Origin of the sequence: Rahnella sp. AA (assembly GCF_002834385.1) — a bacterium.
Lineage (GTDB): Bacteria > Pseudomonadota > Gammaproteobacteria > Enterobacterales > Enterobacteriaceae > Rahnella.
Genome location: NZ_PITQ01000004.1, coordinates 356,904 through 379,186, shown reverse-complemented (window position 1 = coordinate 379,186; position 22,283 = coordinate 356,904). Strand labels below are relative to the sequence as shown.

General features: G+C 56.2%; 20 protein-coding genes and 1 pseudogene. 9 read left to right on the top strand and 12 right to left on the bottom strand.

What is annotated here, in order from left to right; translation table 11 throughout:
- The first annotated feature begins 151 nt into the window (after positions 1–151).
- Entirely contained in the window at positions 152–811 is a 660-nt protein-coding gene (locus CWS43_RS12710) for a TetR/AcrR family transcriptional regulator (protein WP_101077296.1), read from the top strand.
- Between the two features lie 3 nt (positions 812–814).
- Positions 815–1,702 carry an oxygenase MpaB family protein gene (locus CWS43_RS12705; protein ID WP_101077295.1) on the top strand — a complete coding sequence of 296 codons (888 nt, stop codon included), beginning with the start codon at positions 815–817 and terminating at the stop codon, positions 1,700–1,702.
- A gap of 2 nt (positions 1,703–1,704) precedes the next feature.
- Here the strand turns inward: CWS43_RS12705 and abgT are convergent, their stop codons facing one another.
- The 3 genes from abgT to CWS43_RS12690 all read right to left on the bottom strand — a co-directional run bounded on the left by abgT (position 1,705) and on the right by CWS43_RS12690 (position 6,091).
- Complete coding sequence (gene abgT / locus CWS43_RS12700; RefSeq protein ID WP_101077294.1) at positions 1,705–3,228, bottom strand: p-aminobenzoyl-glutamate transporter; 1,524 nt, start codon at positions 3,226–3,228, stop codon at positions 1,705–1,707.
- A 92-nt stretch (positions 3,229–3,320) separates the two neighbouring features.
- A complete protein-coding gene (locus tag CWS43_RS12695; RefSeq protein WP_101077293.1) occupies positions 3,321–4,775 on the bottom strand; it encodes a M20 family metallopeptidase in 1,455 nt (484 codons plus the stop codon).
- Positions 4,775–6,091 (bottom strand): M20 family metallo-hydrolase, encoded by a 1,317-nt coding sequence (locus CWS43_RS12690; protein WP_101077292.1) that lies wholly within the window; start codon positions 6,089–6,091, stop codon positions 4,775–4,777. The genes CWS43_RS12695 and CWS43_RS12690 overlap by 1 nt, the downstream gene beginning before the upstream one ends.
- Positions 6,092–6,437: 346 nt before the next feature.
- Here CWS43_RS12690 and CWS43_RS12685 point away from each other — a divergent pair, with 346 nt between their 5' ends.
- Entirely contained in the window at positions 6,438–7,334 is an 897-nt protein-coding gene (locus tag CWS43_RS12685; protein WP_101077291.1) for a LysR family transcriptional regulator, read from the top strand.
- A 156-nt stretch (positions 7,335–7,490) separates the two neighbouring features.
- Positions 7,491–8,597 (top strand): suppressor of fused domain protein, encoded by a 1,107-nt coding sequence (locus CWS43_RS12680; RefSeq protein WP_101077290.1) that lies wholly within the window; start codon positions 7,491–7,493, stop codon positions 8,595–8,597.
- A gap of 704 nt (positions 8,598–9,301) precedes the next feature.
- Here CWS43_RS12680 and CWS43_RS12675 read toward each other — a convergent pair.
- Positions 9,302–10,807, bottom strand: coding sequence for an MFS transporter (locus tag CWS43_RS12675; RefSeq protein ID WP_101077406.1), 1,506 nt, complete (start codon positions 10,805–10,807; stop codon positions 9,302–9,304).
- Positions 10,808–10,922: 115 nt separating this feature from the next.
- On the bottom strand, positions 10,923–11,987 hold the full coding sequence (locus tag CWS43_RS12670) for an NAD(P)-dependent alcohol dehydrogenase (RefSeq protein WP_101077289.1): 1,065 nt from the start codon (positions 11,985–11,987) through the stop codon (positions 10,923–10,925).
- A 238-nt stretch (positions 11,988–12,225) separates the two neighbouring features.
- Between CWS43_RS12670 and CWS43_RS12665 the strand changes: the two genes are divergently transcribed.
- From CWS43_RS12665 to CWS43_RS12650, 4 genes are read left to right on the top strand one after another with little or no spacing between them, the layout of a single operon-like run.
- Positions 12,226–13,164 (top strand): ABC transporter substrate-binding protein, encoded by a 939-nt coding sequence (locus CWS43_RS12665; RefSeq protein WP_101077288.1) that lies wholly within the window; start codon positions 12,226–12,228, stop codon positions 13,162–13,164.
- A 60-nt stretch (positions 13,165–13,224) separates the two neighbouring features.
- The gene (locus CWS43_RS12660; RefSeq protein ID WP_101077287.1) at positions 13,225–14,394 is read left to right on the top strand and encodes an ABC transporter permease; all 1,170 of its coding nucleotides are present in this window, start codon (positions 13,225–13,227) and stop codon (positions 14,392–14,394) included.
- A complete protein-coding gene (locus CWS43_RS12655; RefSeq protein WP_101077286.1) occupies positions 14,391–15,335 on the top strand; it encodes an ABC transporter ATP-binding protein in 945 nt (314 codons plus the stop codon). The genes CWS43_RS12660 and CWS43_RS12655 overlap by 4 nt, the downstream gene beginning before the upstream one ends.
- Positions 15,332–16,102 (top strand): ABC transporter permease, encoded by a 771-nt coding sequence (locus tag CWS43_RS12650; protein WP_101077285.1) that lies wholly within the window; start codon positions 15,332–15,334, stop codon positions 16,100–16,102. The genes CWS43_RS12655 and CWS43_RS12650 overlap by 4 nt, the downstream gene beginning before the upstream one ends.
- A 63-nt stretch (positions 16,103–16,165) precedes the next feature.
- Here the strand turns inward: CWS43_RS12650 and CWS43_RS27785 are convergent.
- Positions 16,166–16,267: pseudogene (locus CWS43_RS27785) on the bottom strand (hypothetical protein); the annotation flags it as partial.
- 224 nt (positions 16,268–16,491) lie between these two features.
- Between CWS43_RS27785 and yedA the strand changes: the two are divergent.
- Complete coding sequence (yedA, locus tag CWS43_RS12645) at positions 16,492–17,409, top strand: drug/metabolite exporter YedA (RefSeq protein ID WP_101077284.1); 918 nt, start codon at positions 16,492–16,494, stop codon at positions 17,407–17,409.
- Positions 17,410–17,413: 4 nt separating this feature from the next.
- On the opposite strand, the gene CWS43_RS12640 is transcribed toward yedA, so the two are convergent.
- The 6 genes from CWS43_RS12640 to CWS43_RS12615 are packed head-to-tail and all read right to left on the bottom strand — an operon-like array spanning position 17,414 to position 22,282.
- Positions 17,414–17,950, bottom strand: a complete 537-nt coding sequence (locus tag CWS43_RS12640; RefSeq protein ID WP_101077283.1) for a DUF3833 domain-containing protein — start codon at positions 17,948–17,950, stop codon at positions 17,414–17,416.
- Positions 17,951–17,972: 22 nt separating this feature from the next.
- On the bottom strand, positions 17,973–18,500 hold the full coding sequence (locus CWS43_RS12635; protein WP_101077282.1) for a hypothetical protein: 528 nt from the start codon (positions 18,498–18,500) through the stop codon (positions 17,973–17,975).
- Entirely contained in the window at positions 18,500–18,994 is a 495-nt protein-coding gene (locus CWS43_RS12630; RefSeq protein ID WP_101077281.1) for a DUF2878 domain-containing protein, read from the bottom strand. Before CWS43_RS12630 ends, CWS43_RS12635 begins: the two co-directional genes overlap by 1 nt.
- Positions 18,991–20,223: a cyclopropane-fatty-acyl-phospholipid synthase family protein gene (locus CWS43_RS12625; protein ID WP_101077280.1), complete on the bottom strand. Its 1,233-nt coding sequence runs from the start codon at positions 20,221–20,223 to the stop codon at positions 18,991–18,993. The genes CWS43_RS12630 and CWS43_RS12625 overlap by 4 nt, the downstream gene beginning before the upstream one ends.
- 2 nt (positions 20,224–20,225) lie before the next feature.
- Complete coding sequence (locus CWS43_RS12620; RefSeq protein ID WP_101077279.1) at positions 20,226–20,942, bottom strand: DUF1365 domain-containing protein; 717 nt, start codon at positions 20,940–20,942, stop codon at positions 20,226–20,228.
- On the bottom strand, positions 20,939–22,282 hold the full coding sequence (locus CWS43_RS12615; RefSeq protein WP_101077278.1) for an NAD(P)/FAD-dependent oxidoreductase: 1,344 nt from the start codon (positions 22,280–22,282) through the stop codon (positions 20,939–20,941). The genes CWS43_RS12620 and CWS43_RS12615 overlap by 4 nt, the downstream gene beginning before the upstream one ends.
- Position 22,283: the final 1 nt, after the last annotated feature.

Below are 22,283 nucleotides of genomic sequence, written 5' to 3'. Positions count from 1 at the left end.
GCTTTGCGGGTGTGAGTGATTTACTTATCGCTCGATAATTAAATGATAAACTCCGCTGGACTTATGCGCAACTATTTTTAATAATGATCGTTAAGTTATTTCTAAAAACAATTTTATAACCATAATCACAATGGTGATGGAAGGAGGGTGTATGAGCACTGAACAGACGGCTTTGGTCCGGAAAAGTCGCGGTCGCCCAAAACAGTTCGATCGTGGAACTGCTCTGAGCAAGGCCCTGAATTTATTCTGGCGCCATGGTTACGAGGCCACTTCATTAGCCGATTTGGTCGAAGCAACCGGTGCAAAAGCGCCAACTTTATATGCCGAATTTGGTAATAAAGAAGGGCTTTTCCGCGCAGCCGTTGAACACTACGTTAAAAATTTCTACGAAAAAGGACGCTGTCTGCTGAGCAGACCTGATTTGTCCGTTGAGCAGGCGATTGACCAGTATTTGCGTGCCATCGCTAACCTGTTTACTGACTGCGATACGCCGAGTGGTTGCTTCATGATCAGCGCATCGTCCGGGATGTCTTCATCTTCTGCGGATATTGCCGAAATGCTGCGTGAGCACCATCTGTCGCAGGAACGGACATTGTTTGAATATTTCGAGAAACAGAAACAAAGTGACAGCCTGCCTGTTGTTACTGACAGTGCCCTGCTGGCGAAATACCTCGCCTGTACCATTCAGGGTTTTTCTGTCCAGGCGCGCGATGGCGCAACGGCGGCTGAGCTTAATCGTCTCATCGACGTGGTCATGAATCTGTGGCCGGAACTGACAAAAAACACCGTGCAAATCACTGCTGCGCACTAACGGATGTCAGGTTTTTGTCAGTTGTTAAGAAAGAGAATAGAACGCCAGGTGCTGAGTATTTCGGGCCTGGCGTTAGGCGGTATAGACTTCGAAAATCCCGCGGGCGATCCGGGGCTGTTTGGCCCTGAAAGCGTAACCTGGCGAATTCACGGAGACTTTTCTTCGATGCTTTGCGGCGGTGTCAGTGCCTTGCTGCTGCAAATGCTTCATCCGCTGGCGCTCGCCGGTGTCTGGGATCACTCCTCATTTCGCGAAGACATGCTCGGCCGCCTGCGCCGCACCAGTCAGTTTATTTCCGGGACGACATTTGCCCCGACCCGTGATGCCACGGCGTTAATCGAAAAAGTAAAATCCATTCATCTGCGCGTCACGGGTACTGATGCGTACGGTACGCCTTACGCCGCCAGCGACCCGGATTTACTGGTCTGGGTACACGTCGCGGAAGCGTACAGCTTCCTGCAATCTCATCTGCGTTACCGTAATCCCTCACTCACTTCAGCCGAACAGGACCGCTATTATCAGGAATTTGCCCGCGTGGCAGAAAGCCTCGGGGCGGTGAACGTGCCTGACAGCGTTGCGGCAGTAGAAGCCTATTTGCAGGTCATGCGGCCTCAGTTGCGCTGCGATGAAAGAACGCGGGAAGTTGTGCGGTTGTTGCGTAATGCGCCAGCGCCAAGCCGTCTGGCTAAACCGGTCGGCAGCCTGATGATTCAGGCCGGTATCGAGCTTTTGCCCGGCTGGGCGGCGGAACAACTGGGGATTTCCCTTTCCCCGGTTAAGCGCAAAACGATTCGTTTTGGCACCCGCCGCATCGCCGGTATTCTGCGCTGGGCGGTAAGAAACGGCTCATGGCATCGCGCGATGCGCCGCATGGGCCGCTTACCTTCCTGAACTTATAAATGCGGATAAACGCCCGGTCCGATCGGTAAACCCAGCAGATACCAGCCGACCAGCATCAGCAGCCACACCACGAAAAACACAATCGGGTACGGCAGCACCAGCGAATAATAGGTGCCAAGTTTCGCCTCTTTGTTGTACCGCTGGAGGAATCCGAGGAACAGCGGTACAAACGGCGACATCGGTGCCAGCGGGATCACTGAGGAATCAGCAACGCGGAACACGATCTGCGCAAATGCCGGATGGAACCCCAGCAGCATAAACATCGGTACGAAAATCGGTGCCAGAATCGACCAGATTGCCGAGCCGCTGGCGATAAACATACACAGCAACGCCGACAGAAAAATCAGCCCGAGGAACGCCGGAATACCGGTCATGCCGAGATTTTCCAGCACGTCCGTCAGCCCGATCGCCATAAATTTCCCCATATTGCTCCAGTTGAAAAACGCCACAAACTGGGAGAGCGGGAACACCATCACGATAAAACCGGCCATAGACTTCATCGGATCAACCAGCAGATCCGGCACATCGCTGGCGCTGCGGATTTGCTTCGTCACCATGCCGTAAGGCACCGAAATCACGAAGAAGAACAAAATGATCAGTGGCACGATGCCCTGAATAAACGGAGAAGGGATGATGCCGCCGGTTTTCGGATTACGCAGCGGCGCGGCTTCCGGGACCACCAGCAGCGCGACCAGCCCGATGAACACCAGCGCCGCAATCCCGCTCGCCATCAGGCCGCGGTTCTGTTCCGGCGTCAGCTTCTTCATCTCTTCGTTACGTTCGCCGCGATAAACCGGCAGACGCGGTTCGACAAATTTGTCGGTCAGAATGGCCCCGACAATCGTCAGTAAAATCACTGACGCGGCCATGAAATACCAGTTATCGATAACGCTGACCTGAACCGCAGGATTAATCGCTTTTGCCGCCTCGGTACTCAGCCCGGAAAGCAGCACGTCCGTGGTCACAATCAGCAGATTTGCCGTAAAGCCGCAGCCTACACCGGCAATCGCCGCCAGCAAACCGGCTACCGGATGACGCCCGACCGCCAGGAAAATCAGCGCGCCCAGAGGCGGCATCACCACCAGCGCGGCGTCGGACGAAATATGGCTGAAGAAGGCAATAAAAATCACCATATAGCTGGCGTAACGGGCGTTCACTTTCGACGCCATTTTATACATCAGGCTTTGCAACAGCCCGACTCGCTCCGCCAGACCCGCGCCGATCACCAGCGCCAGAATGGAGCCGAGCGGGGTGAATCCGCTGAAATTCTTAATCACGTTCGGCAAAATCCACTGGATGCCTTCCACGCTCAGCAAATTTTTAACGTGAATAACTTCGCCGTTACTCGGATTTACCGCCGTAATATTCAGCCAGGAAATCACTGCGCTGGCGACCATCAGAATGGCAATCAGATAAACAAATAGCAAAAACGGATTGGGAATTTTATTACCTACACGTTCTACCCACTGGAGAAAACCTCCCGGGCTCTGGCCGGAGTCTTGTGCTTCAATACTCATCTCTTAACCCTCTGTCGTGTTTGATTTTTTTATATTTATGCCGCCCGTCTCTGCCGGAACGGGGCATGAGCGGGCGGTGTACTCGTCGTGATTTATTTCAGTGGCGAAGGTTTTACGCCCGCCGGAATAGGGCAGTGATACGGACGACGTTCGCGCAGGGCGTCACGTTCTTTCTGGCACGCCGCGAGCAAATCAGGTTGCGTGAACAGTTCGATGGCCGTGGAGGACATCACTTTTGCCGCCAGGCACATGCCTTTGTGCGCAATGGATGTGCGCCCCTGCGACACGATTTGCCAGGTGTGCAACGGCGAACCAACCGCAAAGCACGGGCTGAAGCACTGCGCGGTCGGCACCAGCCAGCTGACATCACCGACGTCGGTTGAGCCGTAGAGAATATTGTTGTTGGGTGCATAAGGCGCAACGGCGTCGGTCAGGGGGGATGTGCGCAGCGTTTCGGCGAATGCCATCCCTTCCTCGCCGCTGGTGCGGGAGATATTCAGCAGATTGTTATCGATATCCTGTTCTGTCAGCGTGGCGTGAATTGACGCCGCAAACGCCTGTTCTTCGGCCGTGTACTGCGGCGCACCAAACGCCTTAACGTACTGATACATCGCGTTTTCCAGCGTGCGGTTCGGCACGTAATTGGAACAGGCTTTGTCAAAACGCATCGACATCGTGGTGCCGGTCATCAGCGCAGCGCCTTTGGCGATATCTACCACGCGGTCGAAAATCCCCTTCGCCTGATCCATCTGCGGCGCGCGCACCAGATACAACACTTCCGCATCGGCCTGCACCACGTTCGGCGAGATCCCGCCCGCGTTAGTGATGGCGTAATGCAGGCGTGCTTCCTGAATAATGTGCTCGCGCAGGAAGTTGGAACCGGTGTTCATCAGCGTCACGGCGTCCAGCGCGCTGCGGCCCAGATGTGGCGCAGCGGCGGCGTGTGAGGACACGCCTTTAAAGCTGAACGACGCCTGAATATTGGCCAGCGTCTGGTTGCTGAACATGCCGCTGTAGGTTTCCGGATGCCACGTCAGCGCGGCATCGACATCATCAAACAGGCCTTCGCGGGCCATAAATGTTTTGCCTGAACCGCCTTCTTCGCCCGGACAGCCGTAAAACCGCACCGTGCCCTGAATATTTTCGCGCTCCATCCAGGCTTTTACTGCCAGCGCGCCACCGAGCGCCGCTGTCCCGAGCAAATTATGCCCGCAGCCGTGGCCGTTACCGTTTTCGATCAGCGGTTGCGCGGTGTCGTATCCGGCTTTCTGGCTCAGCCCGGCCAGTGCGTCGAATTCGCCGAGCAGGGCGATCACCGGTTTGCCACTGCCGAAGCTGGCGATGAACGCCGTTTCCATGCCACCGACGCCGCGCTCAACCGAAAATCCGCTGGCTTCCAGCTTGTCGGCCAGCAATGCTGAAGAGAACGCTTCGGTGAAGCGGGTTTCCGGATGATCCCAGATGGCGTCGCTGATTTCCGCCAGCGCCGGTTGCTGGTTATCGATAAAATCATTGATGAAATTGACAATGCTTTGCTGCGCAGCCATCAGTTTTCCCCTTTGAATTCAGCGATATTCAGCGCCAGTGCGGCCAGCGTTTTGATGCCCTGCATCATCACTTTTTCATCGAAATCAAACAGCTCGTTGTGATGCCCTGCGCTCAGGTCAGTGCCGAAAATCACGTAAGAGGCTTCGCCGCCGCGCGCTTTCACACGTTCCATCATGTACGTGGCGTCTTCAGAACCCGCCGCGCCTTCCTGACGGTCAATAATCTCTTCAAATTCACCCAGTTTTTCTGCCTGCTGATGGATGTAATTGACCCACGCAGCCGTCGGTTTGCTGCTTTGCGCCGCGCCCATCAGTTTGATGTCGAATTTCACCTGATGCATTTCGGCCGCGCCGGAAATCACTTTCAGCGCCTGCTGATAAATGAATTCGTTGACCTCATTGGTAGAACCGCGCGTTTCAACTTTCATCATGGCGGAAGAGGCGACTACGTTGCGGCCGGTGCCTGCCTGCAATACGCCGACGTTGACCCGTGAACTGCCGCCGCTGTGGCGGGGAATGGCGTGTAAACCGAGCGTGGCCTGCGCCGCCGCCAGCAGCGCGTTGCGGCCTTCTTCCGGTTTGCCACCGGCATGCGATGCCACGCCGGTGAAGCGCACGTCGAGCTTGGTAGTTGCCATGAACGTGTCGTTGCCGCAGACAATATGATTGGCCGGAACGCCGGTGCCGATATGGACGGCGGTGAAGTAATCGACGTCATCGACCACGCCCGCCGCGACCATGGATTTCGCGCCGCGCGTGCCTTCTTCCGCGGGCTGGAAAATCAGTTTTATCGTGCCGCAAAGCTTATCGCGCGCCTGCATCAGCACTTCCGCCAGCCCTAAACCGATCGTGGTGTGCCCGTCGTGGCCGCAGGCGTGCATCATGCCGTTATTAGCGGAAGCAAACCCTTCGCGGAACGGGCGGTGCGCCTCGTCGAGCACTTCATTGAGATCCAGCGCATCCATGTCGACGCGAAACCCCATCACAGGACCGGGGCGTCCGGTTTCCAGCGTGGCAACAATGCCGGTGAAACCGCCGGAAAAATGTGGCATCCAGCGGGCAATTGCGCCCTGTTCCAGCGCGCGTTGCTCGTGCTCGGCCAGTACGGCGGCAGAAGGCAAACCCATGCGCGAATCCGCGTCGATGACGTCTTTGCCCAGTTTCAGTGCGTACCCGAGTTTCTCCAGCCGGTCGGCCACCAGCGTGGACGTGCGGAATTCCAGCCAGCCGGATTCGGCGTATTTGTGCAGGTCACGACGTTGTGTTTGCAGGGCAGGGAACAGCTGTTCAACGTGTTCAGAAATCTCATTAACCATCACGGACTCTCTTTTTTTACAGACATGCAGGCTTTCTGCCAAAAGCAGAAAGGAGGAATTCTTGTTTGGGGGGAGTGCGCGCCGGAGCACGAAAACTGGCACAACAAACCCAGACCGGCGGGCGCGAAGCGCAAACCAGTAACCCGTAATTTGTTGCCGTTTGGAGGAAAAATCCGCAGGGAAAGGCCCGGCGGAAGAGACTGCATCGCGGCATTTTTGCCGTCGTATCGGTCAGCGTTTTATGACGAACGTCTGCCTTATGTGTTTTTCAATGTACACAAAGCGATCAGGGCATATAAGATGCCAAAATCTTCTTAGTGATAATCAGGGGTTATCAAAGAATTTCATGCCATCACAAATAAAAATGCATCAGTTGCGGGCGTTTGTGTCCGTGGCGCGGCAGGGCAGTATTCGCGCCGCCAGCCGTTTGCTCAATCTTTCCCAGCCTGCGCTGACCAAATCGATTAAAGAGCTGGAAGAAGGGCTGGGCGCGAGATTATTTGTCCGCCGCCGTCAGGGTGTAACGCTAACCGATTGTGGTGATGCGTTTTTTAAACGCGCGAGCCTGATTCTGGAAGAGCTGCGCGTGGCGCAGGAAGACATCGCTCAGCGCCTCGGCGGCACCAGCGGCAGGGTGAATATCGGCGTCGGTGCCAGCATTGCGCGCACCATCATGCCGGAAGTGATCGACCGTTTTCACCGGGAATTCCCTAATGTGAAAGTGCGTATCGCTGAAGGCCAGCTGGTGTCGATGATCCCCGAACTGCGCCAGGGCGAGCTGGATTTCACCGTAAACACCTATTATCAGGGTCCCTTTGATAACGAACTGTTATATGAAAAGCTGATGGATAAAGAGTACCGCGTAGTTGCCAGACGCGGACATCCGATGCAAAACGCGCGTTCGATGAAAGACTTGCTTCACTGCGACTGGACCATGCCGACGCCGCGCGGAAGCTATTACAAACTGCTCAGCGAAGTGTTCAGCGAGATGGACGCCGAGCCGAATATCAGCGTGATTTGCGAGACGTTTATGTCCTGCACCAGCCTGATTGCCAAAACCGATTTCCTCAGCGTGTTATCCGTAGATGTGATTAACGATCCGGTAATCGGCCAGAGCCTGGTGGCGCTCGATCTGGATCTGCCGCTGCCGACCGCGACGTTCTATCTCATTCAGCGACGTGATACCACGCTGACGCCGATGGCGGCTCATCTGGCGCAACTGTTCCGGCTTTATTGCCGGTAATAAGAACAGCGGTAACAAACCGCATTCGCGTAAAAAGCGCGTGTTTTGATGATTTATCGGGGATTTTTGGGAATATTGCCCGTTATCGGGCTGGCTTATCCGTTCTACACTGACCATCACAGGGAATAATAAGCTTCCTAATATTGCCGAGGTCATATGCGCCAGTCCGACATTGTTGCTGAAGTCAGTAACGACAAACAAACCCTGACCGCGCTGGTCGAACAGGACAACCGCGTGGTGTATTTCTACATTTTCGCCCGCGAAGATCTGCGTGACCGCTTTCCGAAAATGCGTGCCTGCTGGGTGCGTAATCTGGTGCCAGCGCCTTTACACGATGACACCGCCGCCACCGAACAGGGCATCGCGCCACTGCTGGCTGCGCCTTATTGCCGCAACCTGGAAGGCGAAGCGCCGCTGGATCCGTCGCAGATTCAGATCCTGTGGAACGAAAGCGATGACGGCGCGGCGTTGTGGTATCAGGGGTTGCTGCTGGCGGTGATACCCGGCTGGAGTTTGTATATCGATCACTCGGTGTGTTATTCCGCCGGATGCATCGCGCAGAACCCGCTGACTTTCCCGCTCGGTTCCGCCTCGACGAATACGCAGTGCGAGCTGGCGGAAAAGACCCGTTTATTCTGGCGTGACTGGCAAAATGAATTCAGCAATCCGTGGCCGAAAATCCAGCGCAAACTGCTCGAATCCTACGAAGATCGTTTTGGCCCTTCGCTGAAATATTACCTGATTAACCAGGGCAGCTGGCCTCCGATGGCGATTTCCCAGCATGAAGACGAAGAGAATTATTACTTCTTCACCGTCGGTATGAGCATCCGCCCGATGCCGCAAATCGACATCATTTTCAACGATGAAGCCGAAAAGCACCGCCGCATTGAACTGGCATTTTCCGTCGGGAAAGAATACGTCACCGAAGAAAACGCCGTGCAAATGGCGAGCGCGCTGTCCGGTTATGCGCAAATCCCGTGGACCACGCTCAGCTGGCTCGGCGAAGGCCACACGCTGATGTCCCCGATGGCACCGTTGGGCTTCGAAGGCCACGTCATTTCCTCCGCCCTGTGCGGCCCGGCTGATAAAATGGACCTGCCAGAGATTTACGGCGATCCGGTGAATCAGTTCTGGGTCAGCCCGATATTTACCAGTGAACTGGAATACGCAAAAGGGAAACCGAATGGCGGATTTGAGCTGGTCGGGGCGATGATCGAGAATGGAATCGGGTTTGTGTTTGCGCCGAGAAGCGCGGTGATCTGAAGCCAGACCAGGCTTCGGGGTGGTTTTTCGTTTGCAGCCTGGGCTTAGGTCAAAAACTTGGGCTCGCCGCCCAAACTGGCTTAAAGGGATCGAGAATATTTCGGTTTCTCACTTGCAGTGATCGCTCAGCGGCTGGCGTCGAAACCGACCAAGAGAGGGAAGTGCGTTCCCTCTCTTGGATCTCTCCCCGCTTTTACAACCAGCGCTACCGCTCGCTGGCTATGTTTCAGCAACTCCGGCTAGTGCCGCAAAATCCCGCCGCTGCGCGGTTCCCTTCACTCGGGTTACAAACCGCGCGAAAAGATACGCGGTTTTCCACCTCTCCCTCCGGCGTGATTTTTGAAAGCGGCCAATAGCTTATCTAAATTCAAAAACAGAGCGTCGTTTATCTTTTAAAAACGTAATCTGGCGCGCTCAGAAATTTTGCTGAATGAGAGTTTCGAGACCTATGGCTCGAAGACCGAAATGAAGGAACCGCGCAGCGGCAAGATTTCGCGCCACACGCCGGAGTGACAGAATATGTCCATCGACCCAGCGACAGCGCGTGTTGGAAAAAGCGTGGGAGATCAAAGAGGGAGGCGCTTTCCTCCCTCTTTGGCGGTTTAGGCGTCAGCCGCTGAGTGGGCACTACTCATGAAAAACCGAAATTTTCTCGGTCTATTCTTTAGACGTCTCCGGGCGAAACCCGGCGCAATGAGCAGCGATTAAACCGCTGCCTCCGGTTTAATTTCCTGCTGAAAATCCTCAGCGTCCACGTCATACCCCGATGGCTCCCACCGTACCGCCGTCAGCACGATAAGCCCTGCCAGCGGCGCTAACGCGATCACCCAAAACACGCCTGTACCTAACGCGGCGGAAAGCACTGGGAACAGGAACAGGGAAACCGTTGAGCTTCCGCGCATCAGCGTCTGGTTGAAACCGACACCCATGCCGCGCAGCGACGTCGGGTAGCTCAGCGAGGCAAATGTCATGGTGTGCGAACCCGGGCCGAAGCCCTGACCGAACAGGAACAATGCCAGCATCGCGATGGAAATCGCCGCTTCACCACCGTCAGCCGGACGGCCAACCAGCGCAAGGCCGATCATCGCAACGAGCTGACAGGCGTAACCGGCATAAGTCATTTTCCATGCGCCAAATTTAGACACATAGCGCACGGCAATCAGGCCGCCGACAAACGCGAAGCACAGGTTCAGGCCGAGCGAGAACAAAATGGTACTGATCATCGATTGTTGCAGGAAGCTCGAAAGAATGACCGGCAGACCGAACGCCACAGCGTTGTAGGCAAATGATGATGCAACGGCGGTCACCGTAGCCAGCACGGTGCGGCGCAGGTAAACGCCCTGCAACAGCGTGCCGTAGTTGCGCCAGGCGGCTTTACGCACCTTCACCTGCGGTGTTTTGTCTGCGTCATCCGCGACCACCGCATTGATATTGTAGGATTTACGCAGGATAGCCGCTGCACTTTGCAGGTCGCCCTGATTCGCTGCCCAGACCGGTGATTCATTCATATAACGGTGACGGATGGCAATAATCAGAATGGCCGGAACCGCGCCAAAACCGAGGATTAAACGCCACAGCCAGTCGGTGTGCGTTGCGGGCAATACCGCGTAAAGCAGCAGAACCAGCAGGTAGGAAACGCTGATGGCGGCGTACCACGTCGGGCACCACATCGCCACGCGCGAGGCCTTATTGCCGCGCCCCTGAAGCCTGGAGAATTCCGCCAGAAATGCCATCGCGACCGGTAAATCGATCCCGACGCCGAGGCCCATCACAAAGCGCGAACCACCGAGCACCCATTCGTTTGGCGCAAAAGCACAGGCCAGTGCGGCAATGACGAAGAAGAACATGTCGGCCATAAAGACGCGGTAACGGCCAATTTTGTCGGTCAGATAGCCGCCAAAAAGCGCGCCGACAATCGCCCCGAAGGTGATCGCAGAAGCCACAAAGCCCGCGCCGGAAGGCGTCAGACCGAACTGGCGGGTGATATCTTTCATCCCGAAGGCCAGCGCGCCGAGGTCGTAAGCGTCGAGGAAAACGCCGCCCAGTGCGATAGCAATCACGATGCGCGCGTCGCTGATTTTCGCAGCGCCACGGTTCACTAACTGAGTAATATCGGCAGCGGAACGAATCACCACCGGCTTGTCAGACGCAGAATCTGCGCTGTAATCCCCTGAAGAGGCGGCGGGAGAGGCCGCAATTGAATCAGACATTATTGTGTTTACGCTTTTTGACAAAAAAACCAGCATAGAGGCGAGGTGATGCCGGTCACAAGTCCTGATTCAACGTTAGGTGAAAATAAATGGCTATAAGTTAAAACAAAGTGATCTAAGCCGCTGCTGACCAGCGCAAGACGGCCTTCATCACCTTGCCGCAGGCGGCGTCGTCAATGGCCTGACGGATATCCTGAAAGTCGTAAAAATGCAGCAGACGGTCGAAAGGAAATTGCCCGGCCTGCCAGAGTGTAATCATCTTTGGGATGAACGCCTGTGCCACGGAGTCGCCCTGGATCACGCTGAGTATTTTCCTCCCGCGCGAAAGCGTTGCCCCGCCCGCACCGGTCAGCCGTACCATTGTGCCGCCGTCTTTCAGCGCGTCCTGCCCGAGTTTATCCAGCGCGGAAACGCCCGCCGTATCGATAACGTAATCCAGCGTTTCTCGCAGACTACGCTCCTTTCCGGTTTTCATGGTTTCTGTCGCGCCCAGTTCCAGCGCCAGATCCCGCCGGTGCTGATGCTGATCGAGGGCGATAATCTCTTTTGCCCCGGCAATTTTCGCCGCCATCACCGCCGCCATGCCTACCGCACCTGTGCCAATGACCAGCAGACGATCGCCTTTTTTCACTTTCAGCGTATTCATTACCGTACCCGCACCGGTTTGCAGGCCGCAGCCGAGCGGAGCCAGCGTGGCCAGTGGCAGCGATTTACTGACTTTCACCAGATTTTGTTCCGTGACCAGCGCGTAACTGGCAAATGAGGATTGCCCGAAAAAATGCCCGCTGATACCCGTAGGGTAAGCGCTGCTGCCATCAAGACGGGAAAAGCCAAAGTTCAGCGTAGAAAAATGTTCGCAGTCCGCCGGGCGATGCGCGGAACAGGCGTCGCAATGGCCGCAGGATTGAAAAGACAGCACAACGTGATCGCCCGGTTTTACCGCCGTCACCGCGCTGCCAACCTGATCGACAATCCCCGCGCCTTCGTGGCCTAAAACAGCGCCAGGCGACAGAAAACTGATATCGGTGTGGCAAATTCCGCAGGCAACGATGCGGACACCCACCTCATTACGGCGCGGCGCGCTCAGGCGCAACTTTTCAAATTTGAGCTGATGGTTATCACTGACCACGGCGGCTTTAATCATGCGCGGTGTGGTCCGTTTGTGGATATGGACGGACATCTGGCTCTCCTTAATCAAAGGGAAAACAGAAGGTTCAGGCTCAGCGTTTTACCGGGTAAGCTTCGAACATTTACGCATTTTACAGCCGTACCGCTGCCTGTTTTTATAGCTCACCATCCATCCCCCTGCGCTAAATTGGACTATTCTTGTTAGCACGCTGTTTTCACAGGTGAAAGCGGAATGAAAGGACAGTCGCCGGGCGACCAAAAATCGACATAACCCGATAAGAGGATAGAACATGACTGCAAAAACAGGGCGAGTACGGGGATTCACGGCAGCGTCACTGGCGCTGCTGTCGGCGCTCAGTTTCACCGCGCACGCGGCAGACGATACGGTGCGTGTTGGCTCGAAAATCGATACCGAAGGTTCTTTGCTGGGTAACATCATTATTCAGGTGCTGGAAGCCAACGGCATTCACACCACCAATAAATTGCAGCTGGGTACGACCAAAGTGGTGCGGGGCGCGATCACCGCCGGGGAAATCGATATTTACCCGGAATACACCGGTAATGGCGCGTTCTTCTTCTCTGATGAAAAAGATCCGGCGTGGAAAAATGCGCAGGCCGGTTTCGATAAAGTGAAAAAACTCGATTACGACCAGAACAAGATTGTCTGGCTTGATCCGTCTCCGGCGAATAACACCTGGACTATTGCGGTGCGTCAGGATGTGGCGAGTGCGCATGACCTGAAATCGCTGGCTGATTTGGGCAAATTTATCAGCAGCGGCGGGGATTTCAAACTGGCGGCGTCGGCAGAATTTATCGAGCGTCCGGATGCGTTACCGGCGTTTGAAAATGCCTACGGCTTCAAGCTGAATCAGCAACAACTGTTGTCGCTGGCGGGCGGTGATACGGCGGTGACGATCAAAGCGGCGGCGGAAAAAACGTCCGGCGTGAACGCGGCGATGGCGTATGGCACCGACGGCCCGGTGGCCGCGCTCGGCCTGCAAACGCTGGAAGATCCGAAAGGCGTGCAGCCCATTTATGCGCCTGCGCCGATCATCCGCGAAGCCGCGCTGAAAGCGCATCCGAACATTCCTGAACTGCTGAAACCGGTCTTTGCTTCCCTCGATACCAAAACGCTGCAAACGCTGAACGCGAAAATTGCGGTCGATGGTCAGGATGCGAAGAAGGTCGCGGCGAAGTATTTGCAGGACAAAGGTTTCGTTAAAAAATAATCGGGCAGTGACGCCCTGAACGCGGCCTGCGGGCCGTGTTCACTGAAATCAGGTAACGTTTTGGCTCATCATTCACCCGTTAAAAACCGCGTATTGCTGACGCTGGTTTTCCTGTTATTGCTGGCCGGTTCCGGTCTGGCCTTTCTCAGCCATGCGCCTAACCGGCTGGTGTCGGGGCAGGGCATTTCGCTGGCCTCTCTGCTCCACGGCTATACCTTTTTAGTGCTTCTGCCGGTGATATTGCTGGTGGTGAGCGCTTTTCTTACGTTGTTTGGCCGCAGCCATTTGCTGGTGATGTTGCTGGCAGAGATTCTGCTGGCGGCGCTGGTCTGGCTGGCCGGACACACCGCGGTGCAACTGACCGGCGGCAACGAAGACAGCATTGCGCGCACCTCGCTCGGCGGCGGTTTCTGGGCGGCAGCGGCGCTGTGTCTGCTGATTGCCTCCGACGCCATTTCCCGGTTTACCCGCAATCACACCCTGCGCATTTTGCTCAATATCCAGATGCTGATCCCGGTGGTTTTGCTGCTGTTTTACGGCCAGCTTTCCGAATTGTCGCTGCTCAAAGAGTACGACAACCGTTCGGACGTTTTTAACGACGCACTCTGGCAGCATCTGGGGATTTTGTTTGGCACGCTGGTGCCTGCGGTGCTGATCGGCCTGCCGGTCGGTTTGCTCTGCCACCGCAATGCGCGCTGGCGCGGGCCGGTGCTGTCGGTGCTCAATATTATTCAGACCGTGCCGTCGATTGCGCTGTTTGGCCTGCTGCTTGCGCCGCTGGCCGGGCTGGCAAAAGCGCTGCCGTGGCTGGCCGAACATGGGATCAGCGGTATCGGGCTGGCTCCGGCGATTATCGCGCTGGTGCTTTATTCCCTGTTGCCACTGGTGCGCGGCGTGATTGCCGGGCTCGATTCCGTACCGGAGGCGGTGATTGAGTCTGCGCGTGGCATGGGCATGAACCGCGGGCAGGTCTTTTTCCGCGTTCAGATGCCGATCGCGCTGCCGGTTATCCTCACCGGCGTCCGCATTGTGGCGGTGCAAACCGTCGGAATGGCGATGGTCGCGGCACTGATTGGCGCAGGCGGGCTGGGGGCGATTATGTTCCAGGGCCTGTTAAGCAGCGCGCTGGATCTGGTGCTGCTCGGGGTGATCCCGGCGGTTCTGATGGCCGTAGTGGTCGACAGCCTCTTTAAATTCGCAGTCTCAATATTGGAAACTTCACGCAGATGATTCATTTCAGGCAGGTAAGTAAACACTTTGCTGGCAAGGCGGTCGTGCGTGACCTGACGCTGGAAATGGCCAAAGGCGAGTTCACCGTGCTGATCGGCACGTCCGGCTCGGGGAAATCCACCACGCTGAAGATGATCAACCGTCTGGAAGAGCACGATCGCGGCGAAATTCTCTTTGCCGGTGAACCGATTGAAAAATTCCGCGCACAGGATTTACGCCGCCGGATGGGGTATGCCATTCAGTCGATTGGGCTTTTCCCGCACTGGACGGTTGAAGAGAACATTGCCACCGTGCCGCAGTTGCTGAAATGGCCGAAGGCCAAAATCCGCGACCGCGTGACCGAATTGCTCGAGCTGCTGAGCCTGGAGCCGAAACAGTTCCGCACGCGTTATCCGCACCAGCTTTCAGGCGGGCAACAGCAACGCGTCGGCGTGGCGCGTGCGCTGGCGTCTGACCCGGAAGTGTTGCTGATGGACGAACCGTTTGGCGCGCTCGATCCGGTGACGCGCGCGACGTTGCAGGAAGAAGTGGCGCGTATTCATAAACTTTCGCACCGCACCATTGTACTGGTGACGCACGACATTGACGAAGCGCTGGCGCTGGCCGACCGCATCGTGCTGCTCAACGACGGGCAGGTGGTGCAGCAGGGCACACCGCTGGAATTACTGACCAAACCGGCGACGCCGTTCGTGCGTGATTTCTTTGGCGGCAGCGATATGGGCATCCGTTTGCTGTCCTTGCTGGAAGTCGGTTCGCGAACGCGGCAGGGTGAATATTACGCCGGTAACGAAAAACCGCTGGTGGCGTCGATGAGCCTGAGCCAGGCGCTGTCAAAGTTTGTCGCGCAACAGGTTCAGCAACTGCCGGTGGTGGATGAGCAGGGGCAGCCGGTCGGCGTGCTGCATTTTGCGGATCTGACGACCACAGGGAACGGCGTATGAAACACGGCTTACGGCGGATTCTCACCGATCCTTTCATCTGGGTTCTGGCGCTGTTGCTGGCGCTGATTTTCGGGATGACGTCACTCGGCGGCCTGTTCCACTGGATGTTTCCCGCGCTCAGCAGGCCGGTGTATCAGCAGGAAAGTTTCGCCTCGCTGGTGGAAGCGCATTTGCTGCTGGTCGGCTTTTCCAGCCTGATTGCGGTGGTGATTGGCGTGGCGGCAGGTGTTGGGGTGACACGCCCGGCGGGGAAGGAATTCCGCTCGCTGGTCGAAACGCTGGTGGCGATGGGGCAGACTTTTCCGCCGGTCGCCGTGCTGGCGGTGGCGGTACCGGTGATGGGCTTCAGCGAGAAACCGGCGATTATCGCGCTGGTGCTTTACGGTTTGCTGCCCATTTTGCAGGGAACGATTGCCGGGATTGAATCGGTGCCAGCGTCGGCACGGGAAATTGCGCAGGGCGTCGGGATGAGCCGCTGGCAGATGCTGAGAAAAGTCGAAATCCCGCTGGCCGCGCCGGTGATCATTGCCGGTATACGCACGTCGGTGATCATCAATATCGGGACGGCGGCGATTGCGTCAACGGTCGGGACATCAAGCCTGGGGTCGCCGATTATCATCGGCCTGAGCGGTTTTAATACGGCGTATGTTTTGCAGGGCGCGGTGATTGTCGCGCTGCTGGCGATTTGCGTGGATATGCTGTTTGAACGCTGGAGCCGCTGGCTGCAACGGTGGCAGCAGCGGTCTGGCAGTAAATCAGTGCGCTGACGTCGAAGACGGCGCCGGAACCACGGAAGGGGCGTCGTTATCGCTGACCGGTTTGGCGTCGTCCTGAATCACCACCGCATAACCCGCGACCATCACGCCACCAATTGCGCCAATCGCCATCAGGCCGAACAGTGCGATAAATAATTTTTTGCCAAGCGAATTCATGTGCAGTACCTCGGAAATTTGAACGACGAATTATAAATTGTTTACCTCCTCCTGCAACACACTATTCATGCGCTAATTACGTTAACCGTCAGCGCCTCTCATTTTTTGTCATATGCAGAAACTTTTTAGCAACATTTTGACGCGATCGCACAGATTCCCTTGCCGTTAATCGGGCCAATAGCGTTAACTGTTTGCCTTTATTATCACGCTAATAAGTTATTCCTATGACTGCCTCTGTGACCCGTTCCCTGCTGCCGTTAATCGCAGCACTGTTTGCGCTGTATTTTATCTGGGGTTCTACCTATTTCGTGATCCGCGTGGGCGTGGAAAGCTGGCCGCCGCTGATGATGGCCGGGCTGCGTTTCTTTGTTGCCGGATGCATTATGTTCACGTTTTTGCTGCTGCGCGGGCATAAAGTGCCGACGCTGAAACAGTGGATGGCGGCCGGTGCGGTGGGCATTTTGCTGCTCTCTGTGGGTAACGGTCTGGTGACGGTTGCCGAACATATGCAGGTGCCGTCGGGCATTGCGGCGGTGATGGTGGCGACGGTTCCGCTATTTACGCTGTGCTTCAGCCGCCTGTGGGGGATGCCGAATAGCCGTCTGGAGTGGACGGGCGTGGCGATTGGTTTATTCGGGATTGTGCTGCTCAATACCGGCAGCAATCTGGAAGGTAATCCGTGGGGCGCGGCGCTGATTTTACTGGCCTCATTAAGCTGGGCGTTCGGTTCGGTGTGGAGCTCGCGTCTGACGCTGCCCACCGGCCTGATGGCGGGGGCGGCGGAAATGATTATCGCGGGTGTGGTATTGCTGGTCGCCAGCCGTATCAGCGGTGAGCATCTGGCTGCGGCACCGACGCTGAGCGGCTTCATGGCACTCGGTTATCTGGTGGTTTTTGGTTCGATGATCGCCATCAGCGCGTACATGTTCCTGCTGAAAACCGTGCGTCCGGCCGTGGCGACCAGCTATGCGTATGTGAACCCGATTGTCGCGGTTTTGCTGGGCATCGGCTTCGCGGGCGAATCCCTTTCGCCGGTCGAATGGGTGGCGCTGGGCGTGATCCTCTGCGCCGTTCTGCTGGTGACGTTGGGTAAATTCGTCTTTGGCCGCCGTAAAACGGTGATTAAAGAAGTGAAGATTTAACCCCTCACTTCTTCTCAAAGAACAGCGTCACACGCGCCACTTCGATGCCGAATTTTCTCAGCGACGTGACGTTAAACAGATGCTGTTCGTCCTGCTGGTAGATCCAGTCGTCGAAGGTCAGGCGGTACGTGCTGCCGCCTGATTTCACGTCCATCACGTATTTCCAGTTGAATGCATTCCCCGCTGATTGTCCGGTGGCGGTGCCGATAATATCGCCCGCCGTGCCGGTATAAGCCCCGTCAGCCAGTTTGCGGATGCGCCAGACGCGGGTTTGTTTCTCGCCGTCGTCATAGACAAAATCCTCATGCAGCGTCAGCGTATCCGCGATCACATCACCATGAATTTTCGCGGTAAAGCGCCGGGTTTGTTTATGGCTGTAATCCTGCACCATGCCGTAAGCCACGCTGTCACCGGTAAAATAGGTGAAAATATCCAGCTTTGGCTGCGCTTGCGCATAATCTTTGATACCGGCACTACAACTGGTGAGTATCAGCGCACAGGCCGCCAGCAGGGGTAAAAGTAATTTGCGCAGGGCAGTCATAAAACCTCCGGTCGGATAAACGTTAGTCGGGCGCAATTACGCCGATGAGCTTGTTGCGTAAATCAGGGTATTGCGTCGCGGGGGAAAGCCAGATGTCCAGAAATGCGTCACGGAACGCCGTGCTGAACGGTTCGCCGATGGGTTGGGTCAGCACGCTGTTGGGCGCGCGGCTGTAAAACTGACCGCCGTTTTCAGTGGCCAGAAAAACGATTTCGCTGCCGTTACTGACGTCCGGCCAGGTTTTTTCAACGCTGTTCAGCCAGTCATTTTTCTGTGCCTGTTCCAGCAGTCCGAGTGCCTGCCATTGCTCTTCCGTGGCTTTGGTCAGCTCCTCGCGATCAATGCTGCGCAAATAGTCGATCACTAGTGCCTGCGGCCATTTCTGCGCCTGGTAGTGACCTTCCGGCGTCAGCAGTTGTGAGTCATAAACGTCAAACGGCCCCCAGCTCAGCGTGGCATGTCCGACCTGCCGCCAGTGATCCCACGGCGTGGCGGCGATAGCAGGGAATGAAAGCATCAGCGGTATTGCCAGCAGTAAAAAACGTTTCATCAGGTTCTCCGCGCGTTACGCAACAATACCGGCAGGCTCACCAGTGGCAGGAAAACCGCCCATCCGGCGGCGAGTGCCAGCCAGACGTAAACCGGCGCAGCGAGCAGTTGCATCGCGCCGAGCTGCATACCGAAGAAATACGCCAGCGGCCCGCTGACCGCGCCGAGCGGGATCAGCCAGTACCACGCGATGCGTATTACGCCAAGCAGCCACAGCCACCACGCGCTGAACCCCAGCCAGAGCGCCATCATCCACGGCGGAACGGCCTGCGAACCCGTAAATTCAAACAGGCCGAAAATGCACCACAGCGAATCAAGCATGATGCCCAGCGTGCAGGCGACCGCCACCCATAAACGGCGGGGCGAAGGCGTGAACGCCAGCATCAGAAAACTGCTGATCAGCAGAAAAACGATAAAACGGTCACGTCCCCAGACTGCCAGCGTCCACCAGGCATCAAAGCCCAGCGTCAGCAGCCAGAAACGCCAGGATTTCATCCGCGTCGCTCGGCGATGAGCTGCACGGTGCTGATGGTGCGTGCGCGGAATCCGGCCTCGCAGTAGCACAGATAAAATAACCACAGACGTCGGAAATGCTCGTCCTGCGGGCCTTCCGTCTGGGTATTCCAGTAGCGCAATACCCGCTCGCGCCATTCATGGAGCGTGCGTGCGTAATCGGTGCCAATATCAAACAGGTCGCGGACCACCAGATTGGTGCAGCGGGTCATGGTGTTATTCATGGCCGTGATGGAGGGCAGAAAGCCACCGGGGAAAACGTAACGCTGAATGAAATCGACTTTACGGCTATAGGATGCATAACGCTGGTCGGCGATGGTGATCGCCTGGATCGCCAGGCGTCCCTGCGGTTTCAGCAGGGCATTACAGCGTTTAAAAAAGGTTGAGAGATAGCGTTTGCCGACCGCTTCGATCATTTCAATCGACACCACTTTGTCGAACTGACCCCGCAATGCCCGGTAATCTTCGAACAATACCGTTACGCGATCGGTCAGCCCGGCTTTTTCGATGCGCTGGCAGGCAAACTGGTATTGCTCGCGGGAAATCGTGGTGGTGGTCACCTGACAGCCATATTCGCGGGCAGCGAACTCAGCCATCGCGCCCCAGCCGGTGCCGATCTCCAGAAGATGATCGCCCGCATTGAGCTGCAATTGTTCGCACAGGCGGCGCATTTTGGCTTCCTGCGCCTGTTCGAGCGTCATCTGAGGGTCGCGATACCAGGCCGAGGAGTAAAGCATCTTCTCATCGAGAAAACCCTGATAAAAATCGTTACCGAGATCATAGTGTGCCGAGATATTTTTACGTGCCTGCGACGGGCTGTTACGGCGGAAAAAGTGGATCAGATTATTGGCCGGCGTGCTGAGCCAGCTGAGACGCGCTTCCAGTTTATCCACCAGTTTCATGTTCTCCGCCAGCAGTTGCAAAACCGTGGTCAGGTTCGGCGTTGTCCAGTCGCCGTCAATAAAGCTCTCACCCGCAGCGATACTGCCCCCCAGCAATACGCGCCGGTATGCCCGCAAATGATGAACTTCGATTTCACCCTGCAAAGGCGCGGTCGTATCACCAAAAAAGACCGCGTCTTCGCCCGGCTCCCGCAGGGTCAGGCCTGCGCCAGAGAGTTGTTTTAAAACGCCGAGAATCAGTGCGCGCGCAGCCTTGCTGCGCCGGTTATTCGCCTCTTCGCGGGCAAGCTGCACTTCGGGTTGGCTCATGATCAATCCTTATCAACAGGAGGATGAGAATAAACAGGGGCCCGTTTCAACCACAGTTTCAGCGCCTGCCAGTAAATCGTCAGCGCGGTTTTTGCGGTCATCAGGGGCAGCCGCCACAATTGCTGACGCAGCGCCTCGCGGGTCAGCGGGCGGGCGGTCAGTGAAAGGGCAGCATCGAATTCCCGTTCTTTGCGGTGATTTTCGATAGTGATGTGTAACTGTTTTCCCGGGGGTGTCAGCCGCCAGTGGTAAACCATGTCCATTGGATTAAAGGGCGACACATGAAAGGCTTTCGGGACCGGCCGGGAGCCGTCAGGAAGCACGGCATAGGTGTGGCGTTCGTTCCAGGGCGTGTTACGCACCTCGGCCAGCATCCAGCGCAAAATTCCGGTCTGATCATAAAGATAGTAGAAGTTGACCGGATTGAAATAGCAGCCGAAATAACACAGCTGGCACAGCAACATCACCCGCCCGTCAGGGCGCTCACCGGTGAGTTCGGCAATTCTGTCCTGTGCCTTGGTTTTGATATCGCCGCCGCCAAGATAATCTTTGCGGCGGAAACTGGCGGAAGAGAATTTTTCGAGTTTAATGCCCAAAACGGGCAGTTGTTCCAGCTCATCGAGATCAATCAGTGGCATGAAAATATCGTAATCAAAACGGTGTTCAACCGGCGTAAACCGGCGGTGTTTCACCGTGCCGACATACAGCTGGCTGTTCATGACGCCTCCTGTTTTTCCTGCCCGCTGACGAGCTGAGGCGCGAGTTGTTGCACGACGTCTCGGGCGCTGTTGACGCCATCTTCATGAAAGCCGTTATACCAGTACGCGCCGCAAAACCAGGTGCTGCGCTGGCCGTTAATCTGGTAGCGTTTCTGCTGTGCCTGATGGCTGGCCTGATTCAGCACCGGATGCATGTAGGTGGTGCGGAACAAGATTTTGCCGGTATCAACAGGCGTCAGCGGATTAAGCGACACGCAGAATGTCTGCGGGGCTTTCAGCCCCTGTAAAATATTCATGTTATAGGTCACGCTGGCGCGACGGTTGTGTGCCGGATTGTTATCACGCATATCGGCGCGCACGGACGGGCTGAGCGCGTTCGGCAACTGATAATTCCAGCTCGCCCAGGCGCGTTTTTCCCGTGGCAGCAGATGGACGTCGGTATGCAGGATGACGTCATTTTCCTGATAAGGCAGCGCACCCAGAATATTTCGTTCATCGCGGGTCGCATCTTCCCCCAAAATTCTCAGCGCCTGGTCGGAATGGCAGGCAAATATGACCTGATCAAAATGTTCTTCGCCGCGCAGTGAATGCAGTGTGACGTGGCAGGGCGTGCGGGTGACCTGGCTGACCGGCGTGCTGGTGAGCAGTTTCACGCGATCGGGGAGTTTTTCCTGCATCCGGCGGATGTATTCCCGCGAACCGCCGGGAACCACCATCCACTGCGGACGGTGGGCGATATCCAGCAACCCGTGGTTATCAAAAAAGCGCAAAAACATCGACAGCGGAAAGTTCGCCATATCGCCAAGCGATGAGGACCATATCGCAGCCCCCATTGGCAGCACATAGTGCAGGGCAAAGAAAGGGGTAAATCCGTTTTGATCGAGTAAATCGGCCAGCGTATCTGCGTCATTGTGCGGGCTTTGCAGCCGCGCTTTACACAATTTGTTAAAGCGCAGGATTTCAAGAATGAAGCGCCAGAAGCGTGGCCGGAACAGATTCCTTCGCTGGGCAAACAGGCTGTTAAGCGAATGCCCGTTATATTCGAGTTTGCTTGCCGGATTGCGCACAGAAAAGCTCATTTCCGTCGGCTGTCCTTCAATACCCAGCTCTTTCAGCAGGGCAATAAAATGCGGGTAAGTCCGCGAGTTATAAACAATAAAGCCGGTATCGATGGCATACTCTTTCCCGTCTGAAATCACATCCTGCGTGGCGGTATGCCCCCCTAAGGTTGCTGCAGATTCAAAAACCGTTATCTCGCAGTCCGCCTGGCTTTTCGCCAGCATCCACGCACAACTCAGCCCTGAAATGCCACTTCCCACGATCGCCACTTTTGTTGTCATC

Coding starts and splice junctions, on each gene's coding strand:
- CWS43_RS12655 (WP_101077286.1), top strand. CDS start 14,391: ATGATTCATTTCAGGCAGGTAAGTAAACACTTTGCTGGCAAGGCGGTC.
- CWS43_RS12705 (WP_101077295.1), top strand. CDS start 815: ATGTCAGGTTTTTGTCAGTTGTTAAGAAAGAGAATAGAACGCCAGGTG.
- CWS43_RS12665 (WP_101077288.1), top strand. CDS start 12,226: ATGACTGCAAAAACAGGGCGAGTACGGGGATTCACGGCAGCGTCACTG.
- CWS43_RS12625 (WP_101077280.1), bottom strand. CDS start 20,223: ATGAGCCAACCCGAAGTGCAGCTTGCCCGCGAAGAGGCGAATAACCGG.
- abgT (WP_101077294.1), bottom strand. CDS start 3,228: ATGAGTATTGAAGCACAAGACTCCGGCCAGAGCCCGGGAGGTTTTCTC.
- CWS43_RS12695 (WP_101077293.1), bottom strand. CDS start 4,775: ATGGCTGCGCAGCAAAGCATTGTCAATTTCATCAATGATTTTATCGAT.
- CWS43_RS12640 (WP_101077283.1), bottom strand. CDS start 17,950: ATGACTGCCCTGCGCAAATTACTTTTACCCCTGCTGGCGGCCTGTGCG.
- CWS43_RS12635 (WP_101077282.1), bottom strand. CDS start 18,500: ATGAAACGTTTTTTACTGCTGGCAATACCGCTGATGCTTTCATTCCCT.
- CWS43_RS12670 (WP_101077289.1), bottom strand. CDS start 11,987: ATGTCCGTCCATATCCACAAACGGACCACACCGCGCATGATTAAAGCC.
- CWS43_RS12675 (WP_101077406.1), bottom strand. CDS start 10,807: ATGTCTGATTCAATTGCGGCCTCTCCCGCCGCCTCTTCAGGGGATTAC.
- CWS43_RS12620 (WP_101077279.1), bottom strand. CDS start 20,942: ATGAACAGCCAGCTGTATGTCGGCACGGTGAAACACCGCCGGTTTACG.
- CWS43_RS12680 (WP_101077290.1), top strand. CDS start 7,491: ATGCGCCAGTCCGACATTGTTGCTGAAGTCAGTAACGACAAACAAACC.
- CWS43_RS12710 (WP_101077296.1), top strand. CDS start 152: ATGAGCACTGAACAGACGGCTTTGGTCCGGAAAAGTCGCGGTCGCCCA.
- CWS43_RS12650 (WP_101077285.1), top strand. CDS start 15,332: ATGAAACACGGCTTACGGCGGATTCTCACCGATCCTTTCATCTGGGTT.
- CWS43_RS12615 (WP_101077278.1), bottom strand. CDS start 22,282: ATGACAACAAAAGTGGCGATCGTGGGAAGTGGCATTTCAGGGCTGAGT.
- CWS43_RS12630 (WP_101077281.1), bottom strand. CDS start 18,994: ATGAAATCCTGGCGTTTCTGGCTGCTGACGCTGGGCTTTGATGCCTGG.
- yedA (WP_101077284.1), top strand. CDS start 16,492: ATGACTGCCTCTGTGACCCGTTCCCTGCTGCCGTTAATCGCAGCACTG.
- CWS43_RS12690 (WP_101077292.1), bottom strand. CDS start 6,091: ATGGTTAATGAGATTTCTGAACACGTTGAACAGCTGTTCCCTGCCCTG.
- CWS43_RS12685 (WP_101077291.1), top strand. CDS start 6,438: ATGCCATCACAAATAAAAATGCATCAGTTGCGGGCGTTTGTGTCCGTG.